At 46.5% G+C, this 23,548-nt stretch carries 17 protein-coding genes; all 17 read right to left on the bottom strand.

What is annotated here, in order from left to right; genetic code table 11:
- Positions 1-6 precede the first annotated feature (6 nt).
- Positions 7-2,442 carry a GAF domain-containing hybrid sensor histidine kinase/response regulator gene (locus CYPRO_RS08830; RefSeq protein WP_114984270.1) on the bottom strand — a complete coding sequence of 812 codons (2,436 nt, stop codon included), beginning with the start codon at positions 2,440-2,442 and terminating at the stop codon, positions 7-9.
- A gap of 240 nt (positions 2,443-2,682) precedes the next feature.
- The gene (locus CYPRO_RS08825) at positions 2,683-4,362 is read right to left on the bottom strand and encodes a hypothetical protein (RefSeq protein WP_114984269.1); all 1,680 of its coding nucleotides are present in this window, start codon (positions 4,360-4,362) and stop codon (positions 2,683-2,685) included.
- A 68-nt stretch (positions 4,363-4,430) separates the two neighbouring features.
- Positions 4,431-5,081 carry a hypothetical protein gene (locus tag CYPRO_RS08820; protein ID WP_114984268.1) on the bottom strand — a complete coding sequence of 217 codons (651 nt, stop codon included), beginning with the start codon at positions 5,079-5,081 and terminating at the stop codon, positions 4,431-4,433.
- 221 nt (positions 5,082-5,302) lie between these two features.
- Positions 5,303-6,304 (bottom strand): dTDP-glucose 4,6-dehydratase, encoded by a 1,002-nt coding sequence (rfbB, locus tag CYPRO_RS08815; RefSeq protein WP_114984267.1) that lies wholly within the window; start codon positions 6,302-6,304, stop codon positions 5,303-5,305.
- A gap of 18 nt (positions 6,305-6,322) precedes the next feature.
- Positions 6,323-6,892 (bottom strand): dTDP-4-dehydrorhamnose 3,5-epimerase, encoded by a 570-nt coding sequence (gene rfbC / locus CYPRO_RS08810; RefSeq protein WP_114984266.1) that lies wholly within the window; start codon positions 6,890-6,892, stop codon positions 6,323-6,325.
- Positions 6,893-6,901: 9 nt separating this feature from the next.
- Positions 6,902-7,771, bottom strand: a complete 870-nt coding sequence (gene rfbD, locus CYPRO_RS08805) for a dTDP-4-dehydrorhamnose reductase (RefSeq protein WP_164682655.1) — start codon at positions 7,769-7,771, stop codon at positions 6,902-6,904.
- Positions 7,772-7,944: 173 nt separating this feature from the next.
- A complete protein-coding gene (locus CYPRO_RS08800; protein ID WP_114984264.1) occupies positions 7,945-9,267 on the bottom strand; it encodes a pyruvate dehydrogenase complex dihydrolipoamide acetyltransferase in 1,323 nt (440 codons plus the stop codon).
- Positions 9,268-9,292: 25 nt separating this feature from the next.
- Positions 9,293-10,273 (bottom strand): pyruvate dehydrogenase complex E1 component subunit beta, encoded by a 981-nt coding sequence (locus CYPRO_RS08795; protein ID WP_114984263.1) that lies wholly within the window; start codon positions 10,271-10,273, stop codon positions 9,293-9,295.
- 35 nt (positions 10,274-10,308) lie between these two features.
- The gene (gene pdhA / locus CYPRO_RS08790; RefSeq protein ID WP_114984262.1) at positions 10,309-11,382 is read right to left on the bottom strand and encodes a pyruvate dehydrogenase (acetyl-transferring) E1 component subunit alpha; all 1,074 of its coding nucleotides are present in this window, start codon (positions 11,380-11,382) and stop codon (positions 10,309-10,311) included.
- An 82-nt stretch (positions 11,383-11,464) separates the two neighbouring features.
- Positions 11,465-14,149 carry an alanine--tRNA ligase gene (gene alaS / locus CYPRO_RS08785; protein ID WP_114984261.1) on the bottom strand — a complete coding sequence of 895 codons (2,685 nt, stop codon included), beginning with the start codon at positions 14,147-14,149 and terminating at the stop codon, positions 11,465-11,467.
- 466 nt (positions 14,150-14,615) lie between these two features.
- Positions 14,616-15,056, bottom strand: coding sequence for a peptidylprolyl isomerase (locus CYPRO_RS08780; RefSeq protein ID WP_114984260.1), 441 nt, complete (start codon positions 15,054-15,056; stop codon positions 14,616-14,618).
- A gap of 84 nt (positions 15,057-15,140) precedes the next feature.
- The gene (locus CYPRO_RS08775) at positions 15,141-16,925 is read right to left on the bottom strand and encodes an ABC transporter ATP-binding protein (RefSeq protein WP_240644714.1); all 1,785 of its coding nucleotides are present in this window, start codon (positions 16,923-16,925) and stop codon (positions 15,141-15,143) included.
- Entirely contained in the window at positions 16,912-18,525 is a 1,614-nt protein-coding gene (gene rnz, locus CYPRO_RS08770; RefSeq protein ID WP_114984259.1) for a ribonuclease Z, read from the bottom strand. The genes CYPRO_RS08775 and rnz overlap by 14 nt, the downstream gene beginning before the upstream one ends.
- Before the next feature lie 126 nt (positions 18,526-18,651).
- Complete coding sequence (locus CYPRO_RS08765; protein ID WP_114984258.1) at positions 18,652-20,451, bottom strand: ABC transporter ATP-binding protein; 1,800 nt, start codon at positions 20,449-20,451, stop codon at positions 18,652-18,654.
- A gap of 6 nt (positions 20,452-20,457) precedes the next feature.
- Positions 20,458-21,510, bottom strand: coding sequence for an NAD(P)/FAD-dependent oxidoreductase (locus CYPRO_RS08760; protein WP_114984257.1), 1,053 nt, complete (start codon positions 21,508-21,510; stop codon positions 20,458-20,460).
- A 68-nt stretch (positions 21,511-21,578) separates the two neighbouring features.
- Positions 21,579-22,949 (bottom strand): acyclic terpene utilization AtuA family protein, encoded by a 1,371-nt coding sequence (locus tag CYPRO_RS08755; protein ID WP_114984256.1) that lies wholly within the window; start codon positions 22,947-22,949, stop codon positions 21,579-21,581.
- A 136-nt stretch (positions 22,950-23,085) separates the two neighbouring features.
- Positions 23,086-23,346, bottom strand: a complete 261-nt coding sequence (locus tag CYPRO_RS08750) for a hypothetical protein (RefSeq protein WP_114984255.1) — start codon at positions 23,344-23,346, stop codon at positions 23,086-23,088.
- Positions 23,347-23,548: the final 202 nt, after the last annotated feature.

Raw genomic sequence — 23,548 nt, 5'->3', positions numbered from 1 at the left:
AGGTTGTCAGGCTTTTTCTGTTATCTGCGCAATTGTTTCGTTTAGCTTTTCAATATTTCGGGAGTAATTTTCAAAGTCAAACCGGTCGGCATCATCCCGCAGGTTTTGAATCAGTTTATTAAAGTGAGCCACACCGGCTTTTTCTGATATGTTTTCAAGCTTATCAAGAAATGATAAAAGTAAATCCGTATCCATGAAATCTAAAAGATCCTTCAACTCATTCTGCATTACTTCATCGTAAAGCTCATTGAACTGATTCGCTTCAGTTAAAGAAACCTCCATTGACAGGCTGGGCTCTGATCTGTTTGCAGTACTTTTAGCGACTGTAATTTCAGATATATCAGTCTTAGTTTTGATTTCGCTATCCAAATGCTGTACAAGCACGTTAATGAGTTCATCACGTGATACGGGTTTTCTAAGGAAACCATCAAACAAATCGGCAATGCGATCTTCATCGTGCTTCATAGATGAAGCCGTAAACGCTATAACAGGAATTCCCTCAGCTCTGGGGTCGGCTTTTAATTCCTTGGTTGCTTCGTAGCCATTTTTTACCGGCATTCGAAGGTCCATCAATATCATATCAGGTAGTAATTCGAGTGCTTTATCTACACCCGCCTGTCCGTTGTTCGCTTGAATTAATTCAATGTTATCGAAATCGGTTAAAAAGCTTTTAACCAAGTCCCTGTTAAAAACAACATCGTCTACCAATAGGAGTTTGCAGGGCTTAAAGCTGACGTCTTTTTGTGCCCAATTAAAGTTCTGGGTCTTAATGGGCTTGGTATCTGTTGTTTCAACATTATGAAATGTGATGATAAAAGTACTTCCCTTACCCAGCTCACTCTTTACGCTAATTTCCCCCCCCAGCATTAAAACAAGCTTTTTGGTAATGGCCAGTCCAAGTCCGGTTCCACCGTATTTTCGGGTGTTATCACTTTCTACCTGAAAAAATGAATCAAATATACTGTCATGGTGCTCAGGCCCTATACCGATACCGGAGTCCTGTATTTCCAGGGTGATATCGTAGAGGTCTTCAGCAATTTCACCAGGTTCGGCATATGCACGAATTACGATACCGCCCTGACTGGTAAACTTAATGGCATTACCTATAAGATTAAACAAGATCTGGCGTAACCTTACATCATCAAGCAGCACAATGGATGGCAAACTCTCCGAGATGTCAAGATCAATCGTTAGTTTTTTGTCGTCTGCCTTATTGGAAAATATTTGGAGCATTTCATTGAGAATACTCACAATTTCCAGAGGTTCTTCCTGCACTTCGAGCTGACCCGACTCAATTTTAGACAGATCGAGAATATCATTAATCAAAGACAGCAGCGTACGACCGCTGCTCATAATTGTAGCGAGATATCCTTTATTGCGTTCTTCGCTGATGGTATTAAGCAGAATTTCGCTAAAACCAAGAATCGCATTCATGGGAGTTCTGATCTCGTGACTCATATTAGCCAAAAACTCTGATTTAGCTCTGTTTGCTTCTTCTGCCCTTCGTTGTGCCTCAAGAATTGCTTTCTCAAAATGTTCTCTGAAAATCGATCCTGCAATAATATCACCTGCAAGTCTTAATAAAGAAATGTGTTCATCAAACCACACTCGCTGCTTCCTTACAGAATCAAAACCTATGAAACCAATGAAATCTTCACCATAAAACATGGGTAGTGCCAGCAATGAAATGATCCCCTGCGGTTCAAGTATTTCCTTCTCGGCATTATATTCCTCGGGGATCTCTGCTACATTAGGTATGTATACGTGTTCTTTTTTTCCGAATTTTTCTTTCCACTTAGGCACGGCATCAAAAGGAATGCCCTGCAGGTTTTCAATTTCCGGGTTTATGCCCTCTGAGCACCATTCAAAGGTGTTATCAACGGTATCTGTAATTTCCTGATGCTCAAAAATATAAACTCTGTCAACTTCAGCATATTCACCGAGCAGACGAAGGGTTTCATTGATGGCGTCATGCAGTCCGTGAACACCTGTTTGAATCAGCATCGAGGCAAAGCGCGTAATAAGGCTATGTAGTTCGTTCAGCCCTTGTAATTTTTCCTCACTTGCTTTGAGCTCAAGCCTCGCTTTTCCCGCTTTTTTTATCAAACCATGACCAACCCAAACACCATCTGTAAGAACTGGCGGACTCACAGAAATTTCCATCCAATGAGAGACAGGACCCGAAACACGAAACTCCGAACTGCGCTGCACACCCTGATCTATAACCGTCTTTAACTCTGACGCTACCTCTGCAACATCATCTTGGTGAATAAAATCCCATAGAACAGGTTCAGCATCCGTACTACTGACTCCAAAAAAGTCGGCAGGTTTTTTGTTAAAAGTATCAAATCTCAGATTTGAACTGCTATCACTGGCATAGTATCTAAATGTAAGTGCCGGGAGGTTATTTAAAATCTTTGATTCAATGGACGCTTTTTGCATTATAAAGAAGGATTTAAACGCTTCGACTATGAGTGTTGGATGTTCTTAATATGGGATTTCCTCAAAATAATGCTTTCCAAACAATTAAGCCGCATGTTAATCCGATGATTTCGGTAAGTAATGTTACTTATTTCCCAAGAGCTGAAAAGCGCAAGTCTGTTTCAGTTTGCTGTGCTTTGCTGCGAATGATAAAGAACAGCCTCAAAAAGAGGCTGTTCTGCGAAATATCTACAGTTTTAATTAAAGGTCAGCACAAATATCATCCGGAAGTTCTATTGTTTCGCTATATACATCTCCATCGGTAAATCCGGAGAGATCAGCTTCATACTGATACCAGCGATCCTCAAAATACAATCCAAATGAATAATTTCCGGGCCCGGGTATCCCCAGCGTTATCTCACCTCTGCTGGTATTGCCTACATGTAACCATTGCGCCCCCGATACATCGGGTCTGATAAATATTGGCACACTGGGGTTAACCTTTACATCAGTGTTAGAACACACTCCTGTTCCACGGAAAGTTATTACCATTTGCTCAACAGACGTGAAATCAACAACAATGTTCTCTGAAGTACAGGCGTCTGGTATCTCAACGGTATCAATAATTTCACCTGAAAGATTAATAATTTCAAGCATGGCAGGAATTTCTCCGGAGACATTAGTGAGATCTATGAATCGTTCACCTCTTTCATTGACCTCGGATGGAAACAAGCCAAGGAAAACACCGCCAGGGATGTCCGTATCTGTACGCAGAAGACGACCTATAACCGGCATTTGCAGCCCGGAAAGTGTTATTGATGCGCCCGTTCGGCAGACAGGTGCAGCATCAGCTGCAGCCCAGAATGAAAAATGGTTTGTGGTACCCATCACAAAATTTGAGGGGAAATCAGATCCAAAATCAGGATTATCTGAGGGTGTCTGCTGTACTTCAGCAATAGCTTCAAAACGCCATTCAGCAATCTCGCGATCGTAACTCCAGATGGGAACATTTGAGCCAACCGTAACCCTTTCACCGCTTCGGTTAAAGACATCATCCGGAATACCGATATAAAATTCCATTAATCCGTCAGCAGATCGCACGGGCTGCCCGCTTATGGTTAATGCTACAGATATGAATCCTGCCGGGGTGAAACTTACGTTAGATTCGCCCTGCAGAAGATTTGCAATACCATGACCCGGAAATTCGTCGATATTGGAAACGGTTCCGGAGAGTCCGCCAGGGTAACTCTGCAATGCTTCCAAATCTTTATGGCTGAAATGATACGCTTCAACTGATAGCTCACCTGTTAATGCATTACCGTTTGCGTCAAGCAAGCGTGTACCCTGAGGGATGGTGAGTCGCAAAGGTGTTTCCGCACCTAATTCCGCCTGACCTAATATGACATCTGTATCTGTTCCGGTATCTGAAGAAACTGACGTTAACGACGCTCCCACGCCCCCATTCACGCCCCTTGGCAGGGCATTACGGTTTACCATTTGAAGTTCAAATACATTAGAACCCGTGGAATTGACAAACAATCTTTTTGAAACAGGTATGTAATCATCTGATGAAGTATTGATTTGAGCAATCAGTTCAACAGGATTCTGAACTGAAGGTAACCTGCCGTCGCGAATAGCAAATGAGACAAAACCGCGGCGTGTTTCAAATGAGCTGCGACTTCTGTTGATTAAGTCAATAACCTGATCCTGCTCTTCACCTGCGAGCGTAATGGTGACCGTCTGATTATCTTCAAACCCTACAGGCTCATTGGTTGCAGCGTCACGAATAATAAGTGATATTGTAGTTTCCCTTTCTTTGGCATCTAAAATAACACTGATTCCATCAAGGGGGTCAGTGATGTCACAGCCGTAAAAATAAAAGGGTATTGTCAGTAAAAGAGCAACAATAGCGCCTTTAAGAGGTAATTGCTTTGTTTTCATTAAAGTAAAAATTGGTTCTGCTTATGGGAATAGTAACCGTTTAGTTGTATCGGTGACAGATGTTCAGCTCAGTTAATGCGGTATGTGAATGAAAGAGTGAAAACGGGATAGAGCGTAGCCCAGCTTAAGTTTTCCTGTAGCTGCGGAGCTTGTGAAGCTGAAGGCGACAGTAAACCATCAGCAGTCATACTAACACTGGGTTCTCCGTGATATAAAACGCCTAAATCGACCTGGAAACCCAGCCTTGATCCTGAAAAGGTATTTCCAAACCCCAAGCCTATGTAAGGCGAAATTGGGTTGAAAGTGACCTCCGCATCAAGATTACCCAGTTCTTCTGGCGTATAGACATCCCCACCGATGGTATACTCTTGTTTGGGTAATAAGGAGGCCTTTACAGTATTGTTATTGTAAATTAGTCCGGCAGTGATTCGAAAAGACGACTTAAAAGCATGCCAGTCAGCAAGGGCGGAAAAAGTTGATAAGGACAGAGAAGAATCAATATCAAAATCGTCATCAGTATCGGTTTCATAGAGATAGCTTGCCCCAAGGAAATTGGCACCAACACGAACATTAATCGGCTCAGAAACCTGAAGCACACCTTCAACACCTATACCCTGTGTTCCAAAGTTGAGTTTAGTGCCAAAAGACTGCGCATGAATTTCAGATAAGACTGAGAGGCAGAGCGTGACTGCCAAAAGACTACAGATTTTTTTTAACATAAGTAAACAGAAAGAAAGTTTGAGCTATACCCGCTTAGTGAACAACACTGCGAGTGTTTATCTACAGGCCTAAATTTAAGCGCTTTAAAGCTAAAATCAGAGATAGCAAAAAATAATATTTTTGGGGTACTAGTGTAATGGGAGCGCGGGCTAAACATAGCTTCTCAATGTCAGTAGCGTACTTGGAGAAGCTTTAAAAACCCCAAACGCAGCACAGGGCTTCAGGAAGTGTATTTCTGAATGTACCAGTTTACGGTTTCGCGCAAATCCCGGCGGAAGTCCTGCGTATTTTGCCAGCAAAGCTCCTGCTCGAGTTTCGTAGCATCAATTGCGTAGCGAAGATCATGACCTGGACGGTCGGTTACAAATGTTATGAGGTTTTTATAGTCCCCGTCCGGGCCGTTTCCAGTCAGAAGATTCAGCTCATCGCAAATGGCACGAACAAGGTCGATGTTTTTCCATTCGTTTCTTCCGCCTACGTTGTAGGTTTCGCCGCTGCGGCCATCGTGAAACACCATGTCGATCGCTTTGCAGTGATCGCGAACAAAGAGCCAGTCACGAATGTTTTCCCCTTTTCCATAAACCGGAATTGGCTTTTTGCTCAAAGCGGTTCGTATCACAACCGGAATCAGTTTTTCGTCATGCTGATGCGGGCCGTAGTTGTTCGAGCAATTGGTAGTGACTACGTTCATGCCGTATGTATGATGATACGAGCGCACTACAAAATCGCTTGAAGCCTTACTTGCTGAGTAGGGAGAGTTGGGTGCATAGGGGGTTGTTTCACTAAAAAGACCAGTATCTCCTAAGGTGCCGTACACTTCATCAGTTGAGACGTGATGGAAACGGTACGCACTGAATTCTTTTTCTCCGGCACTCCACAAGGCACGGCACTCTTCCAGCAAATTAAAAGTACCCAGTACATTTGTCAGGATGAAGGGCTCAGGACCTGCAATGGAGTTGTCCACGTGAGATTCAGCGGCCAAATGGATAATCCCATCGGGCTTAAAATCCTGAATGACCTTTCTCACAGCTTCCCGGTCAACAATATCAGTTTGTGAAAAACTGTAGCGCTCGCTGCTCTCCAAAGGTTTCAGATAGGAAAGGTCAGACGCATAGGTGAGTTTGTCTACGTTTAGAATTTCGTAGTCAGGATACTTGTCATGAAGATGGAGTATGAGGTTAGAACCGATAAATCCGGCGCCACCGGTAATCAGGATTTTCATAGGTGTTTGGACTTAAAATTAGAGATTATGTGGTCCGGTATATACGGGAAGTTCGTCATCCGGTACATTTTTGAGCAATCTTGCTGATTTATCTTTGTCGCTGAGGATGGGATCACCCATTCCCCAGTCAATGCCGATCTCAGGGTCATTCCAATACACTGCCCGCTCACTTGTGGGATCGTAGTAATCGGAGCACTTATACTGGAAATCGGCTTCGTCGCTCAGCACAACAAAACCGTGTGCGAACCCTTCGGGTATAAAAATCATTCTTTTGTTTGCATCAGAAAGCACCGATTTTACGTGTTTGCCAAAAGTAGGTGAACCTTTTCGAATATCAACCGCGACATCAAGTACTTCACCCCGGGTTACCATAACAAGCTTGGCCTGCGGGTTTCTAAACTGATAGTGAAGTCCCCTGAGCGTACCTTTTTTTGAGCGTGAGAGGTTGTCCTGCACAAATACGGAGGGTACACCCGCTTCATCAAACCAGCTTTTTCGATAGGTCTCGGTGAAAAATCCCCTGATGTCACCAAATATCTTAGGTTCAATAAAAACAACGTCTTCTATTTCTGTTCTGATTACTTTCATATTCTAAATTTAGGATTGTTTGTTTAATTCATCCAGCACACGTCTTATACCCTGTTCCATCTGATAGGTTTTACCACCGGCAACAGCTTTGAACCTGCTGTTATCAAGCTTGGAAAAGGCCGGGCGTTTCGCAACCATAGGATAAGCGCTGCTGTCAACTCCCTCTGTTTTAACCGTAATATCTGAGGCCTTAAATATAGCGTTTGCAAAATCGAACCAGGTGTACATTCCTTCAGATGTAAGGTGAAACACCCCTCTTTGCCCCGAAGCCAGAATTGCTGCAGTTGCATCAACTACATCAAATGTAAAAGTCGGTGATCCAAACTGATCATTGACTATCGAAAGTTTAGGCTTTTCCTGACCAAGGCGAAGCATGGTTTTCAGAAAGTTTTTGCCGTATGCACTGCAAAGCCAGGCAATCCGGATGATGAGATGATTCTCACCCGCTGCCTGAACAGCTTGCTCCCCCCTTAGTTTTGCAGCCCCGTACTGATTTACCGGGCTTACGGGCGCATCTACTGGATACCCGTCAGGATAAACTTGTTTATCGGTAATTTTGCCGCTAAATACATAATCGGTAGAGTAATGTACAAAGGTAATTCTATGTGCCTCACAAAGTTTCGCGACTAAACCGGGTGCCGTATGGTTCAAGCGTTCGTTGGCATCGGTCTCGGTTTCTGCGCCATCCACATTGGTATATGCGACACAATTAAGCACAACATCCGGTTTAAACTGATTCAGACAGTCCTCAACAGCTTGCTGTTCAGTAATATCAAGCTCGTCCCTGTCTGTTGCCAGGTAAGGAATTTGGTGAGATTGAAGGTATTTGGTCCATTCCAGTCCAAGCTGACCTTTGGCACCCAAAATCAAATATTTCACGGGGTACAAATTGAAGGTTTTTTAAAGGGTAATATGTCTGTAAAGGTAAAACAGTGTGACTAAAATCCAAACTTATTTTGTAGGATTGCGCAAATCAGTTTCACTTTAAATAAAAAACAGCCGAAACCTGCATGAGAGATTCCGGCTGTTTTAATCATTGTGCAGCAATGGGTTTACAATAACATACCCATTGGTTCTTCTAACAGACTCCGCAGCGTTTGCAGGAACTGAGCGGCAAGTGCACCGTCAACGACGCGGTGATCACTGGAAAGAGTTACCTTCATACGCTTGCCCGGGACGACTTCACCGTTCTCGACAACAGGTACATCCCGAATAGCTCCTACGGCCAGAATACAGGCATTAGGCGGGTTGATGATTGCTGTAAATTCCTCAATACCAAACATACCGAGATTGCTGATCGTGAAGGTGCTGCCTTCCATCTGATCGGGCTGCAGCTTCTTCTCTTTGGCTTTGCCGGCAAGCTCGCGTACTTCTTTGCCAATTTCAGCAAATCCTTTGCGATCCGTATCGCGGATGACAGGCGTGAGCAAACCGTCTTCAACGGCTACCGCTACTGCAATATGAACATCTTTGTGCATACGGATTACGTCGCCCAGCCATGAGCTGTTGATTTTTGGATGGCGGCGCAGTGCAACAGCACAGGCTTTAACAACCATGTCATTAAAGCTGATTTTCACATCGGGCATTACATTTAAACTCTCGCGCATCTGTACCGCTTTCTTCATGTCGATATCAATCGTTTCATAGAAGTGCGGGTTGGTGAACATACTCTCACTCAGGCGGCGCGCAATGGTTTTGCGCATCTGATTGATGGGAATATCTTCGTAATTAACGGCGGCTGCAGCGGCGGGTTTGGTCGCTGGTGCAGCTTTTTCTTCAGATTTAGCTTGTTGTTTCGGACTTTGCTCTTCCGGCTTATATCCTTCAATATCAGCCTTCACTATGCGTCCATTGGGGCCGCTGCCCTTAACTTTGCTGAGACTAATGCCCTGTTCTTTGGCCATTTTGCGGGCAAGCGGTGAAGCTTTTACGCGACCGTCTTCATCAGAAGCCGAATCAGCTGATTCGGCACTTTCTTCCTGACCAGCTTCGTCCTTATCCTCAATTTCGCCAAAGAGCGGATCAAATTCTTTCTCTTCTTCTTCCACTTCCTTAGGTTCTTTCTCTTTTTTCGCGGGCGCTTCTTTACCGGAAGCGGACGAGCTGTCGCCATCAAGAAGATCACTGATATCTTCGCCTTCATCTCCGATGATTGCGATTATTCCGCCTAGGGGGATAGCGTCTCCTTCACTCGCAACGAGTTTGAGAACTGTGCCGTCATCGAAAACTTCAACATCCATTGTTGCTTTGTCTGTTTCAACTTCAGCAATGATGTCTCCGGAGCTTACCGCGTCACCTTCACTAACGTTCCATTTTGCAATGACACCTTCTTCCATTGTGTCACTAAGTTTGGGCATATCAATTACTATAGCCATACTGCAATCCTTCGCTTTTCTGTGATTAATTATTGTACGTCACGGTCTTGACCGCGTCAATGACTTGTTTCGGGCCCGGCAGCCAGATGTCGAACAAGTTTTTTGCGAACGGAGCCGGTACATCAGGTATCGTTACACGCTGTACAGGCGCATCGAGATAGTCAAAAGCATCGCGCTGAATGACGAAACCAATCTCAGCCGCCATGCCTGCAAACGGGTGGGACTCATCCACAATCACACAACGGTTGGTTTTTTTGATCGACTCAATCACCATTTTGAAGTCAAATGGCTTCATGCAGCGCGGATCAATGATCTCAGCTTCAATACCATCCTTAGCGAGCTCTTTTGCCGCTTGCTGCGCAATATGGTACATTTTACCGTGCGCAACAATCGTTACATCATCTCCCTCGCGCTTAATTTTACCAACCCCATACGGAATGAGATACTCCTCATCGGGTACTTCCTGTTTCATGCCGTACATTTGCTCGGATTCCAGGAAGATAACGGGGTCGTCATCACGAATCGCTGTTTTGAGCATGCCTTTTGCATCATAGGGCTCGGATGGGTACATCACCTTAAGACCCGGAATGTGGGCGTACAGGCTTTCGTATGCAACAGAGTGTGTTGCCCCGAGCTGACCGGCTGAAGCGTTAGGGCCTCTGAATACCATCGGAAATTTCACCTGACCACCGCTCATGTAGCGGATTTTGGCTGCGTTGTTCAGAATCTGATCTATACCGACAACTGCGAAATTGAAGGTCATAAATTCGATAATGGGTCGCAGACCATTCATGGCAGCTCCAACACCTACCCCCGCAAACCCGAGTTCTGAGATCGGGGTATCAATTACCCGGCGCAGCCCGAATTCCTCGAGCATTCCCTGCGTAACCTTGTAGGCGCCATCGTACTCAGCAACCTCTTCTCCCATGATGATGATATTTTCATCACGGCGCATTTCTTCGACCATCGCTTCACGGATGGCGTCTCTGAATTGTTTAACAGACATTAGATTTTATTCTCCCTTCTGAATTTGCGTGATGATTAGGTATGGAACGGGAAATCTTCCTGAACATACACATGCTCATAGAGATCTGAAGCCGGCGGGAAATCACTGTTTTCAGCAAAATCAATGGCATCCAGCACTTCCTGATTGACCTCATCTTCGATGTTTTTAATTTCATCTTTTGTGATGAGCTTATGCTCAAGCATGTAGGTTTTCAGGCGCTCTATAGGATCAAACGAGCGGAATTCTACAAGCTCTTCTTTGGTGCGGTAATTTCCGGGATCACTCATGGAATGTCCGCGGTAGCGGTAGGTTTTCACTTCAAGGAAGTAGGGCTCATTGGTTTCGCGTACTTCTTTTGCGATATCTGTGAGCGTATCTACCATGGAGAAAAAGTCCATCCCATTGGCAACCCCATTTTTCATGTCATAAGCTTCTCCGCGCTTATGAAGCTGACCCGCGGAATGCCGTTCTACAGCGGTACCCATTGAGTATCCGTTGTTTTCAACCACAAAAATGACCGGGAGCTTCCAGAGCTGAGCCAGGTTAAAGGTTTCGTTCAGAGAACCCTGATCGACGGCACCATCTCCGAAGAAGCAAATCGCGATACGACCGTTACCCTGATATTTGTTGGCCATGGCAAGTCCGGCACCGAGCGGAATGTGTGCGCCTACAATGGCATGACCGCCCCAGAAGTGTTTTTCAACGTCAAAAAAGTGCATGGAACCGCCCTTACCTTTGGAGCATCCGGTCACCTTACCGAACAGCTCGGCCATACAGGCATTTGGGCTTGTACCTCTTGCAAGCGCCATACCGTGAACCCGGTACGCACTGATGATATCATCATCATCATTTAAAACATGCACCGTACTCGCCGAAACAGCTTCCTGCCCGATGTACAGGTGAAGAAAACCACCGAATTTTCCCTTTTGGTACATTTGTGCGGCCCGTTCTTCGAAACGACGCTGCAGGTACATGTTGCGGAAAATGAGTGGTAACTGTTCGTCCTTTATACCTAAATCCTTATGATTTTTGTTAGTTGGTTTAGGAAGCGTAGTGCTTTTGTAAACCTTACCCGTGGGTGTGAACCCATCCTCGGCTTTTTTTGCCATGATTATGAAAGTATTGGTTAGGGTTAACTTTTATTTCCGAAAAAATTTGACGGGCAATCCCAAAACAGGCCCGCATAGGATGTCAATTTTGGAGAAAGCTTTTAATCAGTTCAGGTGCATTCTCCAGCGCTTTACTAAGATTTTCAGGCTGTTTGCCACCCGCTGTCGCAAGGTTAGGCTGCCCGCCGCCGCCGCCGCCAACAAATTTAGCTGCGGCTCCGACCAGCGCTCCCGCTTTGAGCCCGCGTTTGATAAGGTCATCAGATACACAGGCCATCAGATACACTTTACCAGCTTCTGCATCCGCCGTACCTAAGAGACAAACCGTGCCGGATTGCTCCCTGTTGAGCATATCGTAGCCAAGTTGCTTAAGCTGACTCATGTCAGAACCCTCTACAACGCCTTTGATAAGCCTAACGCCATTTGTTACAACTTCGCTGTTACTGAGTATTTGCTCGAGCCCTGCACCTGCCACTTCCATCTTGAGCGCTTTAACTTCTCTTTGAAGATTTTTTCTTTCAGCAAGGAGTTCTTCGACAAAAGTAAGCGGATCCTTGCCGGCGCCGGCAATTTTCTTCAGTGATGACAAAATATGCTTCTCCGTGCGCAGAAGGGCATCGGCCTTCACCCCGGTTACCGCCTCAACACGGCGTATGCCCGAAGCGACGCTTGATTCCGAGACAAAACGGAAGTATCCGATCTCACCGGTCGCCTTTACGTGCGTGCCTCCGCAAAACTCCACGGAGAACGACGGGTCAAAGGTAACGACACGGACGAAATCCCCATATTTTTCCCCAAAGAGCATCATGGCCCCGCGTGATTTGGCCTCTTCAATCGGGACATTACGCTCATCGGTCAGCGGGATGTTTTCCTGAATTTTCTGATTGACCTGCGCCTCAATCTGATCAAGCTGTTCCTGTGTAACAGCTTCAAAATGTGAGAAGTCAAACCTGAGTTTATCCGGGGCTACAAGTGAGCCTTTCTGTGCTACATGATCTCCAAGCGTGTTTCGAAGCACGGCATGCAGGATGTGTGTTGCAGTATGATTTTTTTGCGTCTCTGTACGAAGACCACTGTCAATTTCAGCATAGCATTCGGCGCTGTTTTGCGGCGGCGCGCCTTCTGTGTAATGGATGAAGACGCCGTCTTTCTTACGAACATCATTTACGCGCAATGCCGTATCTCCGAAACGGATAAAACCAGTGTCAGCAACCTGACCGCCACTCTCCGCATAAAACGGGGTTTGATCGAGAACAACTTCAAAAATACCGTCATCATCTGTTGGGCGCCATGCAATTAGCCCGGCTTTTACAGAAAAGTTATCGTATCCGGTGAATTTTGTTTCAGAGAGTTCGGTATGCCCCGGCATGAAATTCCAGGGTTGCGCATCCGACGTAACCGCCTGAAACCGACCGGCACTTCTTGCGCGCTCTTTTTGCTCCTGCATTAGCCGGTCAAAACCCGCTTCATCAACAGTCAGGCCCCGTTCGCGGGCCATTAAGCGCGTCAGGTCTATGGGAAAACCATAGGTGTCATGCAATTTAAAGGCGTGTTCGCCGGCAATTTCTTTGGTGTCTTGTGCAACCTGTTCGAACAGGCTTATGCCTTGCCCTAAGGTGCGCAGGAAGCTTTCCTCCTCAGCCTTCACCACAGATATAACGTAGGCAAGCTGTGCCTGAAGCTCCGGGAATACCTCCTCAAAAACTTTCCCGATACCCGGAACAAGCCGGTGCATGAATGGCTCACGCAGGCCGAGAACATCCCAGCCATAGCGCATGGCACGTCGCAGAATACGCCGGATGACGTAGCCGCGGCCATCATTGGAAGGAGAAGCTCCGTCCGCTACACCGAATGATACAGCACGAATGTGATCGGCGATGACGCGAATGGCAATATCCGTTTTTTCATCCTTGCCGTAGGTTTTGGAAGCCAAAGCCGCGATTTCCTGAATAAGCGGCTGAAAAACGTCCGAATCATAATTGGAAGTTTTGCCTTGCAGTACCGCACAAATCCGCTCAAAACCCATTCCGGTGTCAACGTGCTGAGCCGGTAGTTTTTGCAAGCTGCCGTCAGGCTGACGATTAAACTGGATAAAAACCAGGTTCCAGATTTCCATTACCCTTGGGTCGTCTGCATTTACAAGCTCCGCTCCGCTAACCTTAGCGCGTTCTTCATCTGAGCGAAGATCAACATGAATTTCAGAACAGGGTCCGCAGGGGCCGGTATCCCCCATTTCCCAAAAATTATCCTTTTTACCAAAGCGAAGGATGTTTTCCGGTTTGATGGATGTCACTTTCTTCCAAAGTTCTATAGCTTCATCGTCTACCGGCAGACCGTCTTTTTCATCTCCGCCAAAAACAGTAGCGTAGAGCCGGTCGGGATCGAGCCCCCATTCTTTTACCAGCAATTCCCAGGCCCATGCTATGGCTTCTTCCTTGAAATAATCCCCAAACGACCAGTTTCCGAGCATCTCGAAAAGGGTGTGATGGTAGGTATCTATACCTACCTCCTCGAGATCGTTATGTTTGCCACTTACGCGAATGCACTTTTGGCTGTTCGCTGCGCGTGACCATTGCCGCCCGTCCTGCGCGTAGGTTTGCTGTTCACCTAAAAAAATAGGTTTAAACTGATTCATGCCCGCATTGGTGAAAAGCAAGGTAGGATCATCCTGCGGTACAACAGGGGCACTTGGCGTGATGGCGTGTGCCTTTGCAGCAAAGAAGTCGAGAAATTCCTGCCTTATTTGGGCAGCGGTTTTAATTGACATAAGTTTGAAAACGAGTCGGTAAGGGCTGTTTTGTTTTGATGCATTTATGAGATTAGCTGCCTGTTCATACAGGGCAACCCGTTAAAATAAGCCGCTAAAATACAAAAAAATCCTGTTTTGTCCGGTCGCTGCCAGCGAAAAAAAACGCTGTACATGACGAAGCAACCTCTGAATAGCACTTTACCCGTATTATTCACCAAGAAATTTTCTTGCTGGCAAGGCGAAGCTGAAAACTCAGCGTAAGGGTACCTCAGTACCCTGAGCATGAGTTTTCAGCTTCAACGCCGCCAGCGGGGAAATTTCGCAGCGCTCGGTGCGCAGCAGACTTTACACCTAACTTAAATTTGGGCAATCGGTGTTTTTCGCTAAGCCAAATTTAAGTTTACACTCAGCAAATAAATTCTGTTTAATTGTGAATAATGCTGGCTTCAATCTACCGGGCTTTAAGATTCAGCAAGTTGTATGCTTAAGCTTCGTCCCGGATTTCAATTTTTTCGATTTTATCCCCCTGACGGATTTTGTCAACAATATCAACATTCTCAACTACTTTGCCAAAAACGGTGTGACGGCGGTCGAGATGTGCTGTATTGTCGCGGCTGTGACAGATAAAAAACTGAGATCCGCCGGTATCGCGCCCGGCATGGGCCATAGACAAAACACCGCGGTCGTGATACTGATTGCCGCCATCAAGCTCACACTTAATTTGGTAACCCGGTCCGCCAACACCTGTGCCTTTAGGACAGCCTCCCTGAACGACAAAGTCAGGAATTACGCGGTGAAAGGTTAGCCCGTCATAGAAGCCGTCCTCAGAAAGCTTTACAAAATTTGCCACTGTTCCGGGCGCATCTTTCTCAAAAAATTCAATTTTCATGGTCCCGTATTGTGTCGTCAAGTATGCTGTTTTCATGATTATATCGTCTGATTGTAGAGTTTAGAATACTATTGATGCTTGTTGTTTGCCTGAAGAAAAGGGAATGGCACACGGATCAGATCAGGCGGCCTGATCTTTGTATTGAAGTTCGTAAAGGCGGCGGTAAATTCCATCGCGTTTTTTGATTAGTTGCTGATGGGTACCTTCTTCCCTTATTTCGCCCTTATGCATAACCAGAATTTTATCGGCATGCTGAATCGTAGCAAGGCGGTGCGCAATCACGATGGAAGTACGGTTTTTCAGGAGCTTGTCAATGGCACCGGTCACAAGTGCCTCTGTTTCGGAATCGACGTTGGAAGTAGCTTCATCCAGCACCAAAACGCCGGGATTATACACCAGCGCCCGCATAAAACAAAGAAGCTGCCGCTGCCCCATAGACAGGGAAGCACCCCGTTCGTGCAGCACAAAATTGTAGCCGCCCGGCAACCGCTCAATGAAGCGATCAGCTTCAACCGCTTTTGCAGCTTCAACAACCTGTTCCATGGTAATATCCGGATTGCCCAGGCTCACATTTTCATAAATTGAGCCCGAAAACAAGGCATTATCCTGTAAAACCAGGCCAAAACAACGGCGAAGACAGTTCAGCGAATAATCCTTAATGTTGCGGCCCTGGACCAGAATTTCTCCGTCCTTGATGTCATAAAACCGCATCATAAGATTGATCAGCGTGGTTTTTCCCGATCCGGTTGCCCCAACAACCGCAACGGTTTGCCCGTCTTTTACAGAAAAGGAAACGTTTCGAAGAATCTGATCACCTTTCTCCGTGTAGCGGAAGGAGACGTTTCTGAATTCAATATCGTGGGAAGACGGTTTTTGATGAATCGGCTTCTCCGCTTCTCTGACTTCGTTTTCGACATCCATTACACTAAAAATACGTTCAGAAGAAGCAAGTGCGCTTTGGAGCGTGTTGAACTTATCTGACAAATCACGGATCGGCAGGAAAAACAGACGGACGTACTGAATGAAAGCTACCAGAATACCGAATGTGAGCGTGCCTGAAAGTACGCTTGCTCCCCCATACCAGATAACAAGCGCCATTGCGAAACTCGAGAGCACTTCTACAATGGGCCAGAAAACAGCAAAATAAAAAATGGTACGGATGTGCGCTTTTTTATGCTCGTTATTAATGGCACTGAATTTTTCCATCTCCTTCTTTTCCCGGCCAAACAGCTGTACAATGCTCATCCCATTGATGTGCTCCTGCACAAAAGAATTCAGCCGGGCAATCCAGTCCCGGATGTCAAGAAAAGCAACCCGAACTTTTGCCTTAAACCAAAAGGTTGCATAAAAAAGTACCGGAAGTATGCTGATTGAGACCAGCGTAAGCTCCCAGCTCATCGCAAACATAAAAACCAAAATGAAGAAAATCCGGAAGAGATCCCCGATGATATTTACTACACCGGACGAAAGAAGATCACTCAGGGCTTCAATATCGTTGGTTGTTCGGGTGATGAGTTTTCCGATAGGGTTGCGGTCGAAAAACTGTACATGCAGCGACTGTATTTTCTCAAAAACTGCATTACGGAGTGAAAGTAAGGCACCTTGCCCGATCCATCGGGTGATGAAGGTGACGGCAACCATGAGCACACTTTCAACAATCAGTACACCCAGAATAAAAAAGACAATTTGCGTAAGACCCGGCACATCACCGGTTGCGATGTAATCATCTATAGCAATTTGTATCAGGAACGGGCGTAGCGGACCAGCGAAAGATACAATTAGCGTGAGAACCAGCGCTAAAACAAGGTACCACTTGTAGGGTTTCAGAAACTGATAAAGCCGTCGAATCAGGTGTGAATCGACGGCTTTAGAATCAAACTTTGACTTTTTATCAGAAGCGGTCAAAATCGTCGTATGGGGTACGTGGTTTTATCGGAAGCTTTGACTGATCCATGTCTTTATCAAAGTCCTTGGGGGAATTGTCACGGTCTCTGCGCTCGAAACGCTGATCACGATCGTTACGGTTATCGCGGTTGTCCCGGTTATCAAAACGACGGTTACGGTTATCATAATCACGTGATGGTGGTCCGCCACGGTTGTCGCGATTATCCCGGTTATCCCAGTCACGGGGTCCGCGGTTATCGTAAGACCTGCCGCCTCTGTCGTCGTAGTTACGGCCTCCGCCACGATTATCGTAAGAGCGCCCGCCGCCGCGGTTATCATAAGAACGGTTTCCTCCTCTGTCGTCGTAATCTCTGCGGTATCCGCCACCGCCTCCGCCGCGGTTGTCGTATGGGCGTCCTCTACCGCCTCCACTGCGATTATCGTAGGGGCGACCGCCTCCTCCACGGTTGTCATATGGCCTGCCGCCGCCACGGTTATCGTAGGGGCGTCCGCCACCTCTTCCGCGGTTGTCGTATGGACGACCGCCGCCACGCGAATCATCGCCACGGTCGAAACGCTTGCGCGGACGGAAGTATTTGCCTTTACCGCCTCCACCGCCGCGGTATCCGCCTTTATTCGGACCTTTACCACCCGGTGTTGATGTATCAATTGGAATTTTGGCTTTGATTATGCCTCTTTCGTGCTGTGGGTCCGTCATAATCGGGCGAAGCTCGGTTGCAACCCAAGTGTCTTGGAAAATCTTACGGGCTTCTTTCAACAGCACGAACTGATTGGTGTAACGCGCGGAAAAATGCGAAATGACCAGACGCTGCACTTCAGCTTTATGGGCAATGGTAGCTGCGTCTTCAGCTGTAGAGTGAAAAGTCTCTTCCGCTTTATCCTTCAGATTCTGATCAAATGTTGCCTCGTGATACAGAATGGTTGCCTTATAAGCGAGCTTGAGTGAGTTCACGGAAAACAGCGTATCGGTTACGTAGGCAAAACTGTCACCTTTTTTGGGCTCGCCAACGATTTCTGAAGAAGGGACAATGGTGCCGTCTTCAAGCTCAACATCTTCACCGGCCTTAAGTTTCTTGTACTGCCAGTCTTCTGTAATGCCCATTTGTTCGGCTTTGGCAGCATCAACCTTACCCGGTTTATCTTTTTCCTGAAAACGATACCCTACACAAAGGTTTTTGTGCTCAAGCGGACGAGCCTCAATGTAGAACTCAGGATCGTCAACTACGATTTCGTGCTCGAATCCATCCTTAAATTCTTTAAACACAATTTCAAATGTGAGCTCTATGCTCGCAGCTTTAAGGGCAGCCTCAATAAATTCTTTAAGACCTTCGGGCCCCACTATGTTGAGCACATTTTCACGGCGCTGCAGCTGCATGGTAGAAATCAAACCGGGCAAGCCGAAGAAATGATCTCCATCCATGTGCGAAATAAAGATGTAGTCGATTTTTGATCTTTTCAGGCCGGCCTGAAGGGCACGCATTTGGGCATTTTCGCCGCAATCAAATAAATAGACGCGTCCGTCGCGCCACAGCGCTACAGATGACAGGTGTCGTTTGGCTGTAGGCGTTGCCGACGCAACACCTAAAGGTACTATAATCATGGTTTATCTCCTGGGTATCGGTATGTTTCCCGGCTATGCGTAAGCAATCAAGCTTTCAGTCCTTGAAGCAAAGCCCGGCTTTGGTTTGATGTGTTGTGTTTTTATGATATGGTTTGTTGATTTGGTTCAGAGCTGTGCCAACTCTTGCTCGAGAAGCTGTTTCCTGTACATGCTGGCGTAATAACCCTGATTGTTAATCAGCTCCTCGTGTTTCCCTGATTCGGTAATGCTGCCATCTTTAAGCACAAAAATGCAGTCGGCATCCTTCACAGTAGAAATGCGGTGACTTATGATGATGGTAGTTTTGCTTTTAAATTCATGTTTAAGATGTGTAAGTATGGCGTCTTCAGTTTTGGTATCAACAGCACTTAATGAGTCGTCTAATATAAGGATAGGTGGTTTTCTGATTATAGCTCTTGCAATACTTGTGCGCTGTTTCTGACCGCCGGAAAGTGTTATGCCTCTTTCACCAAGTAAGGTGTCAAATCCTTTCTCAAAATCATTTATGTTTTCAAGTACCTGGGCATTTTCAGCCGCTTTTTCTACATCCTGAACAGAGAAGGATTCCATTCCGAAGGCAATGTTATCTTTTATTGTATCTGAAAATAAGAAAGTATCTTGTGGTACAAAACCAATATTTTTCCTCAAAAAGTTCAGCGGAATTTTTGTAATATCTTTTCCGTCAATTTTTATGCTGCCTGCGGAAGGGTTAAATAATCGGGGTATAAGCTGAACCAGCGTTGTTTTTCCGCTGCCTGTTCTTCCTACAAAAGCGACAGTCTGACCAGCCTTAACCGAAAAAGAAACGCGGTCTATCGCAGGCGTTTCTGCATTCGGATAAACGAAAGACACATTTTCGAAGGTGATATCACCCTTAATATGGGTTATTTCCGGGCTGTCTGAAACGGTGTCCTGTATTTCATTTGGCGTGCGCATCATTTTGGCAATGCGCTCCTGAGACGCTGCGGAGCGCTGAATCAGATTGATGGTGTAGCCCAGGGAAGCAACCGGCCAGGTCAGATAAGTAACATGAATGATAAATTCTGCGATGTTGCCAATCGTGATAATCCCTTGTGTTACCATAATGCCACCCTGCCAGATGACCAACACAATGGATAAGCCAATAAGAAGGCTGAGCATAGGATGAAAAAGGGATTCGACTACATCAAGCCTGAGTTTCCGACGGCGGTAGGTTTCGCTTTCCTTCATAAACCGGCCCTTCTCGTAGTCCTCCCGCGCATAGGCCTTGATGAGTCGTATGCTCGAAAAGGCTTCGTTGGCACGGCCCGCAAGAGACGCGTATTGCTCCTGAATCTCATTTGACCGCTTGTGAATAAACCCGCTTACCCAATAGGCAAAAAGCGTGAGAACGGGCAATGGCAGCAATGCCCATAAGGTGAGCACCGGATTCACCAGAACCATAATCGTTATGATGATGGCGGCCCTTGAAATTGTTTGAATGGTGTACATAAAGGCCGGGCCAAAATACTCCCGCACCCGCTGAACATCTTCCGTCGCCCTTACATAAATATCCCCGCTCTTATTTTGGCTGTAATAACTTTGCGGCAGTTGCTGAATGCGGTCAAAAATCTCATTCCGCATATCAAACTCAATCTTTCTTGACGTCACGATGAGCGTTTGGCGGGTCGCATAGAGCAAAATCCCATAGAGCGCCACCGCAAGCAAAAGGTAGGCCGTATTCGTTGCAAGCAACGCGCCGGCTTCTTCAGATAATAATACATCCAGTACACCGACCGCGGCGTCTGCATTTTCCTGTGACAGCTCCTCTACCTTATCAATAGTCTGACGGATCAGAATGGGTATCCATACCAGGAATACATTAGCTAAAACAAGAAAAAGGGTACCGATGAGCACAGTACCCTTGTATTTCCAGAAAAACCGGTTAAGCTTGAATAATTCTTTCAACTACACCTATTTCGAAAAGCGTTTAGCCCAGTGATGACCCAGCTTATATCCTGAGATATATGCATGTTCTAAGGTTTTGCCGCGCATGTAATCACCAACGAGAGCAATGGGTTTCAGATCTTCGCCGAGTTCAACGAAATCCTTTTCGAAATAATTTCCGGGTTGCGGGTAGCGCCACAGACGAAGCTGTGATTCGTCGTAGCGGCCAGCCCAGTCGCCCAGTATTTTGCGGACTTGCTGTGCAATTTCCAGTTCTACAATTTCTGGTACACTACCATCAAAAACGTGTTTTTTCGAAAATGCCGCGTGCGTATGCACGGTTAGGGCAAGCGTATTGGGTGAGTTGTTTTCCCGCTTTGAGTTCTCGTTACAAATCCAATTCACGACCGGATTATTGGCCACCACGAGAGCGGAGAAGTCCGGTATGTCTGCGCCTTCATAGGTTAGCATTAAGGCGTGTTTGGGGCTGTAGAGCACGCTGTCAATGTCTTTGATGATGGTTTTGAACATGGTTTCATCAATGCTGTTTTCGATCAGACCATACGTCTGAACTGCCGGTGCGGCTACTACGATGGCATCAACCTCGAAGGTATCAAAGCTTTCGAGATTGAGCATCCAGGCACGCTTGGTGGTGCGGCGATCCCCCTGATAAGTGAATCCGATCACCCGTGTGTTCAGCCGAACATCTACCCAGCGGCTCAGGTACTTACCAATGCTGTTCATCCCCTCCTCACAAACATACCGGTCCTTTTTGTCCATGTTTGGATGTTTGTCGTAGAGCTGTTCGCCATCGTGAAAATGAAACGTGTCCGTCCACTTTTTCGCAATGCCTTTGTCGGTTAGTTCTGTAATGAACGCCTTAAAAAGCGGATCATCTCCGGATATGTAGGGTGCCCCGTGATCAAACCGAACGCCTTCATATTTATTGGAATGACGGGTACAGATACGCCCGCCGAACCCCCGGCTTTTTTCAAAAACAATAACTTCATGACCGGCTTTTGCCAGTATACGACCAGCTGTGAGACCGGATATTCCGGCTCCTATGATACCAATAAGCATAGACTTAGTGAGTTACAAAATCGGTTAGGTGTAAGGGAATTACGTTAGTGAGATAAACTACAACAAAATCAGGTAGAAAAGATAGTCATTCGGGCTTTTACTGCATCTTTTCGCAGCAATGCCGGCCAATAGGCTACAATTTCGCCAGCTTTAGGTCTTCCGCCGGCGAATCCGGTAACCGCGCTTGGTCCGGTCAGAATCAGCGGCGCAAGTTCCATCCCGAAACGGTCAAGGTCTTTTTTGGAAGGCCCGCTCAAAGCCACCCGGAGCTGTACTTCATCAGGGGTATCGCGGTCAAACTCAGGTCCTGCCGGCTGTTCTGTACAGCCATTAAACCCGACATACTCCGTATGAAACGCATCGAATGTCAGCCCCAGTTTTTCGGCCCGGGCTTTGAGGATTTCACCAGCGCGAACGGCTTTTTTGAGCGCGTCGGGCCAGGCATAAACGAGTGTTCCGGTCAGCTTATAGCCATCCAGATAGCTTGCTGATACTTTATAAAATGGTGTTTTGGGCTTTCCTTTGATACCCCAGACCCGTACGCGGTTTTCGCCTTCCTGTGCAAGCTCAATACTCGTGAAATCAGCAACGCAGTCCGGCGTGATATACTCAGCCGGATCGCCAATTTCATACAACAGCTGTTCCTTGATGGTTGCCTCGCTTACCAAACCGCCGGCATTTTCATGCTTGGTCACTACAAAGCTGCCGTCTGCATACGCCTCCACAATAGGAAAGCCGATATCTTCCATGTCAGGGACAAGCTCCCAATCCGTGAAATTTCCGCCTGAACTTTGGGCGCCGCATTCCAGAATATGCCCGGCAACCGTTCCGGCAGCCATCTTATCGGCATCATCGAAATCCCAACCAAACTCATGAACCAAGGGGGCAAGGCAGAGACCGGTATCCGTTACCCGTCCCGTAACCACAATGTGCGCGCCGGCTTCGAGTGCTTCAACCATGGCTTCCGCGCCAAAATACACGTTGGCACTCAGCAATTTGTCTTTCACCGTGATTACAGGCTCGCCTGTTTCCATGTTGTTCAGCTCGTGCCCTCTTTCAATAAAGGAATCAAGATCGGGCAGGATGTTATCCCCATCCACAACGGCAACTTTGAGCCCGCTAATGCCGGCTTTTTTGGCAATTTCCAGAATGGCGTCTTTACAGGCCTGCGGATTCACCCCGCCGGCATTCGACATCACCCGGACTTTTCCGGCTGCAATTTCAGGCAGTATATGTTCGATTACCCCTACGAAATCGCGCGCGTACCCAAAATCAGGGTTGCGCAGCTTTTGTTTTTGCATGATAGACATGGTTACCTCAGCAAGGTAGTCCATCATCAGATAATCAATTTTACCCAGCTTGACCTGATTTACGGGCGCTACAGGCAGATCACCCCAAAAGCCCTGCCCCGAAGCAATTCGAATCGTTTTAGTACTCAAAATGATAGGTTTGATTTAACAGCGATCAAATACGCCGCAATTGACGGATTATAGTTCATTCATTCGGTGTCTCAGCCTTCCGGCGGTTTAACGATCGAATTTAACAAACTGCCCGCTCATTACCGAATGCAGTTTGTCACGCATTCGGATCTTTCATGTTTTGTTCAGCATAAATGCGGTGCTTCACCGATTCGGCCATGAAGGAGATTCCGGCATTTATACTTGCAAGTCCCGCAAGTCCGATCCAAAACCAAAGTGCCATGTGTTTGAGATCGAAATAATCAGGACTGTTGGATTTAATAATCGTAGCTTCGGCTACGAGATTAACACCAAGACCTACAAGGGTGACGGCGATGATGGCGAAGTATTTCCACTTTTTAAGAGCGTCCATTTTCATAACAGTTTAGTGTAGTAGTTGGCAGACTTATCCGGCTTCGGAAATTAAGCGCTTGTCAGCCGGAAGCTTAGGGATTCATACAACGACTGCATTACACCTGTACCGCCCGTTTACGTTCCCTTCCCGGCATCATTCACGGCACAACATTCTCAAAATCTGCAACCTTACTAATCAACTCTGTTCACCGGCAAATTTCGCACAG

The organism is Cyclonatronum proteinivorum (assembly GCF_003353065.1).
GTDB classification, from domain to species: Bacteria; Bacteroidota; Rhodothermia; order Balneolales; family Cyclonatronaceae; genus Cyclonatronum; species Cyclonatronum proteinivorum.
This window is presented reverse-complemented; position numbering and strand designations above follow the sequence as displayed.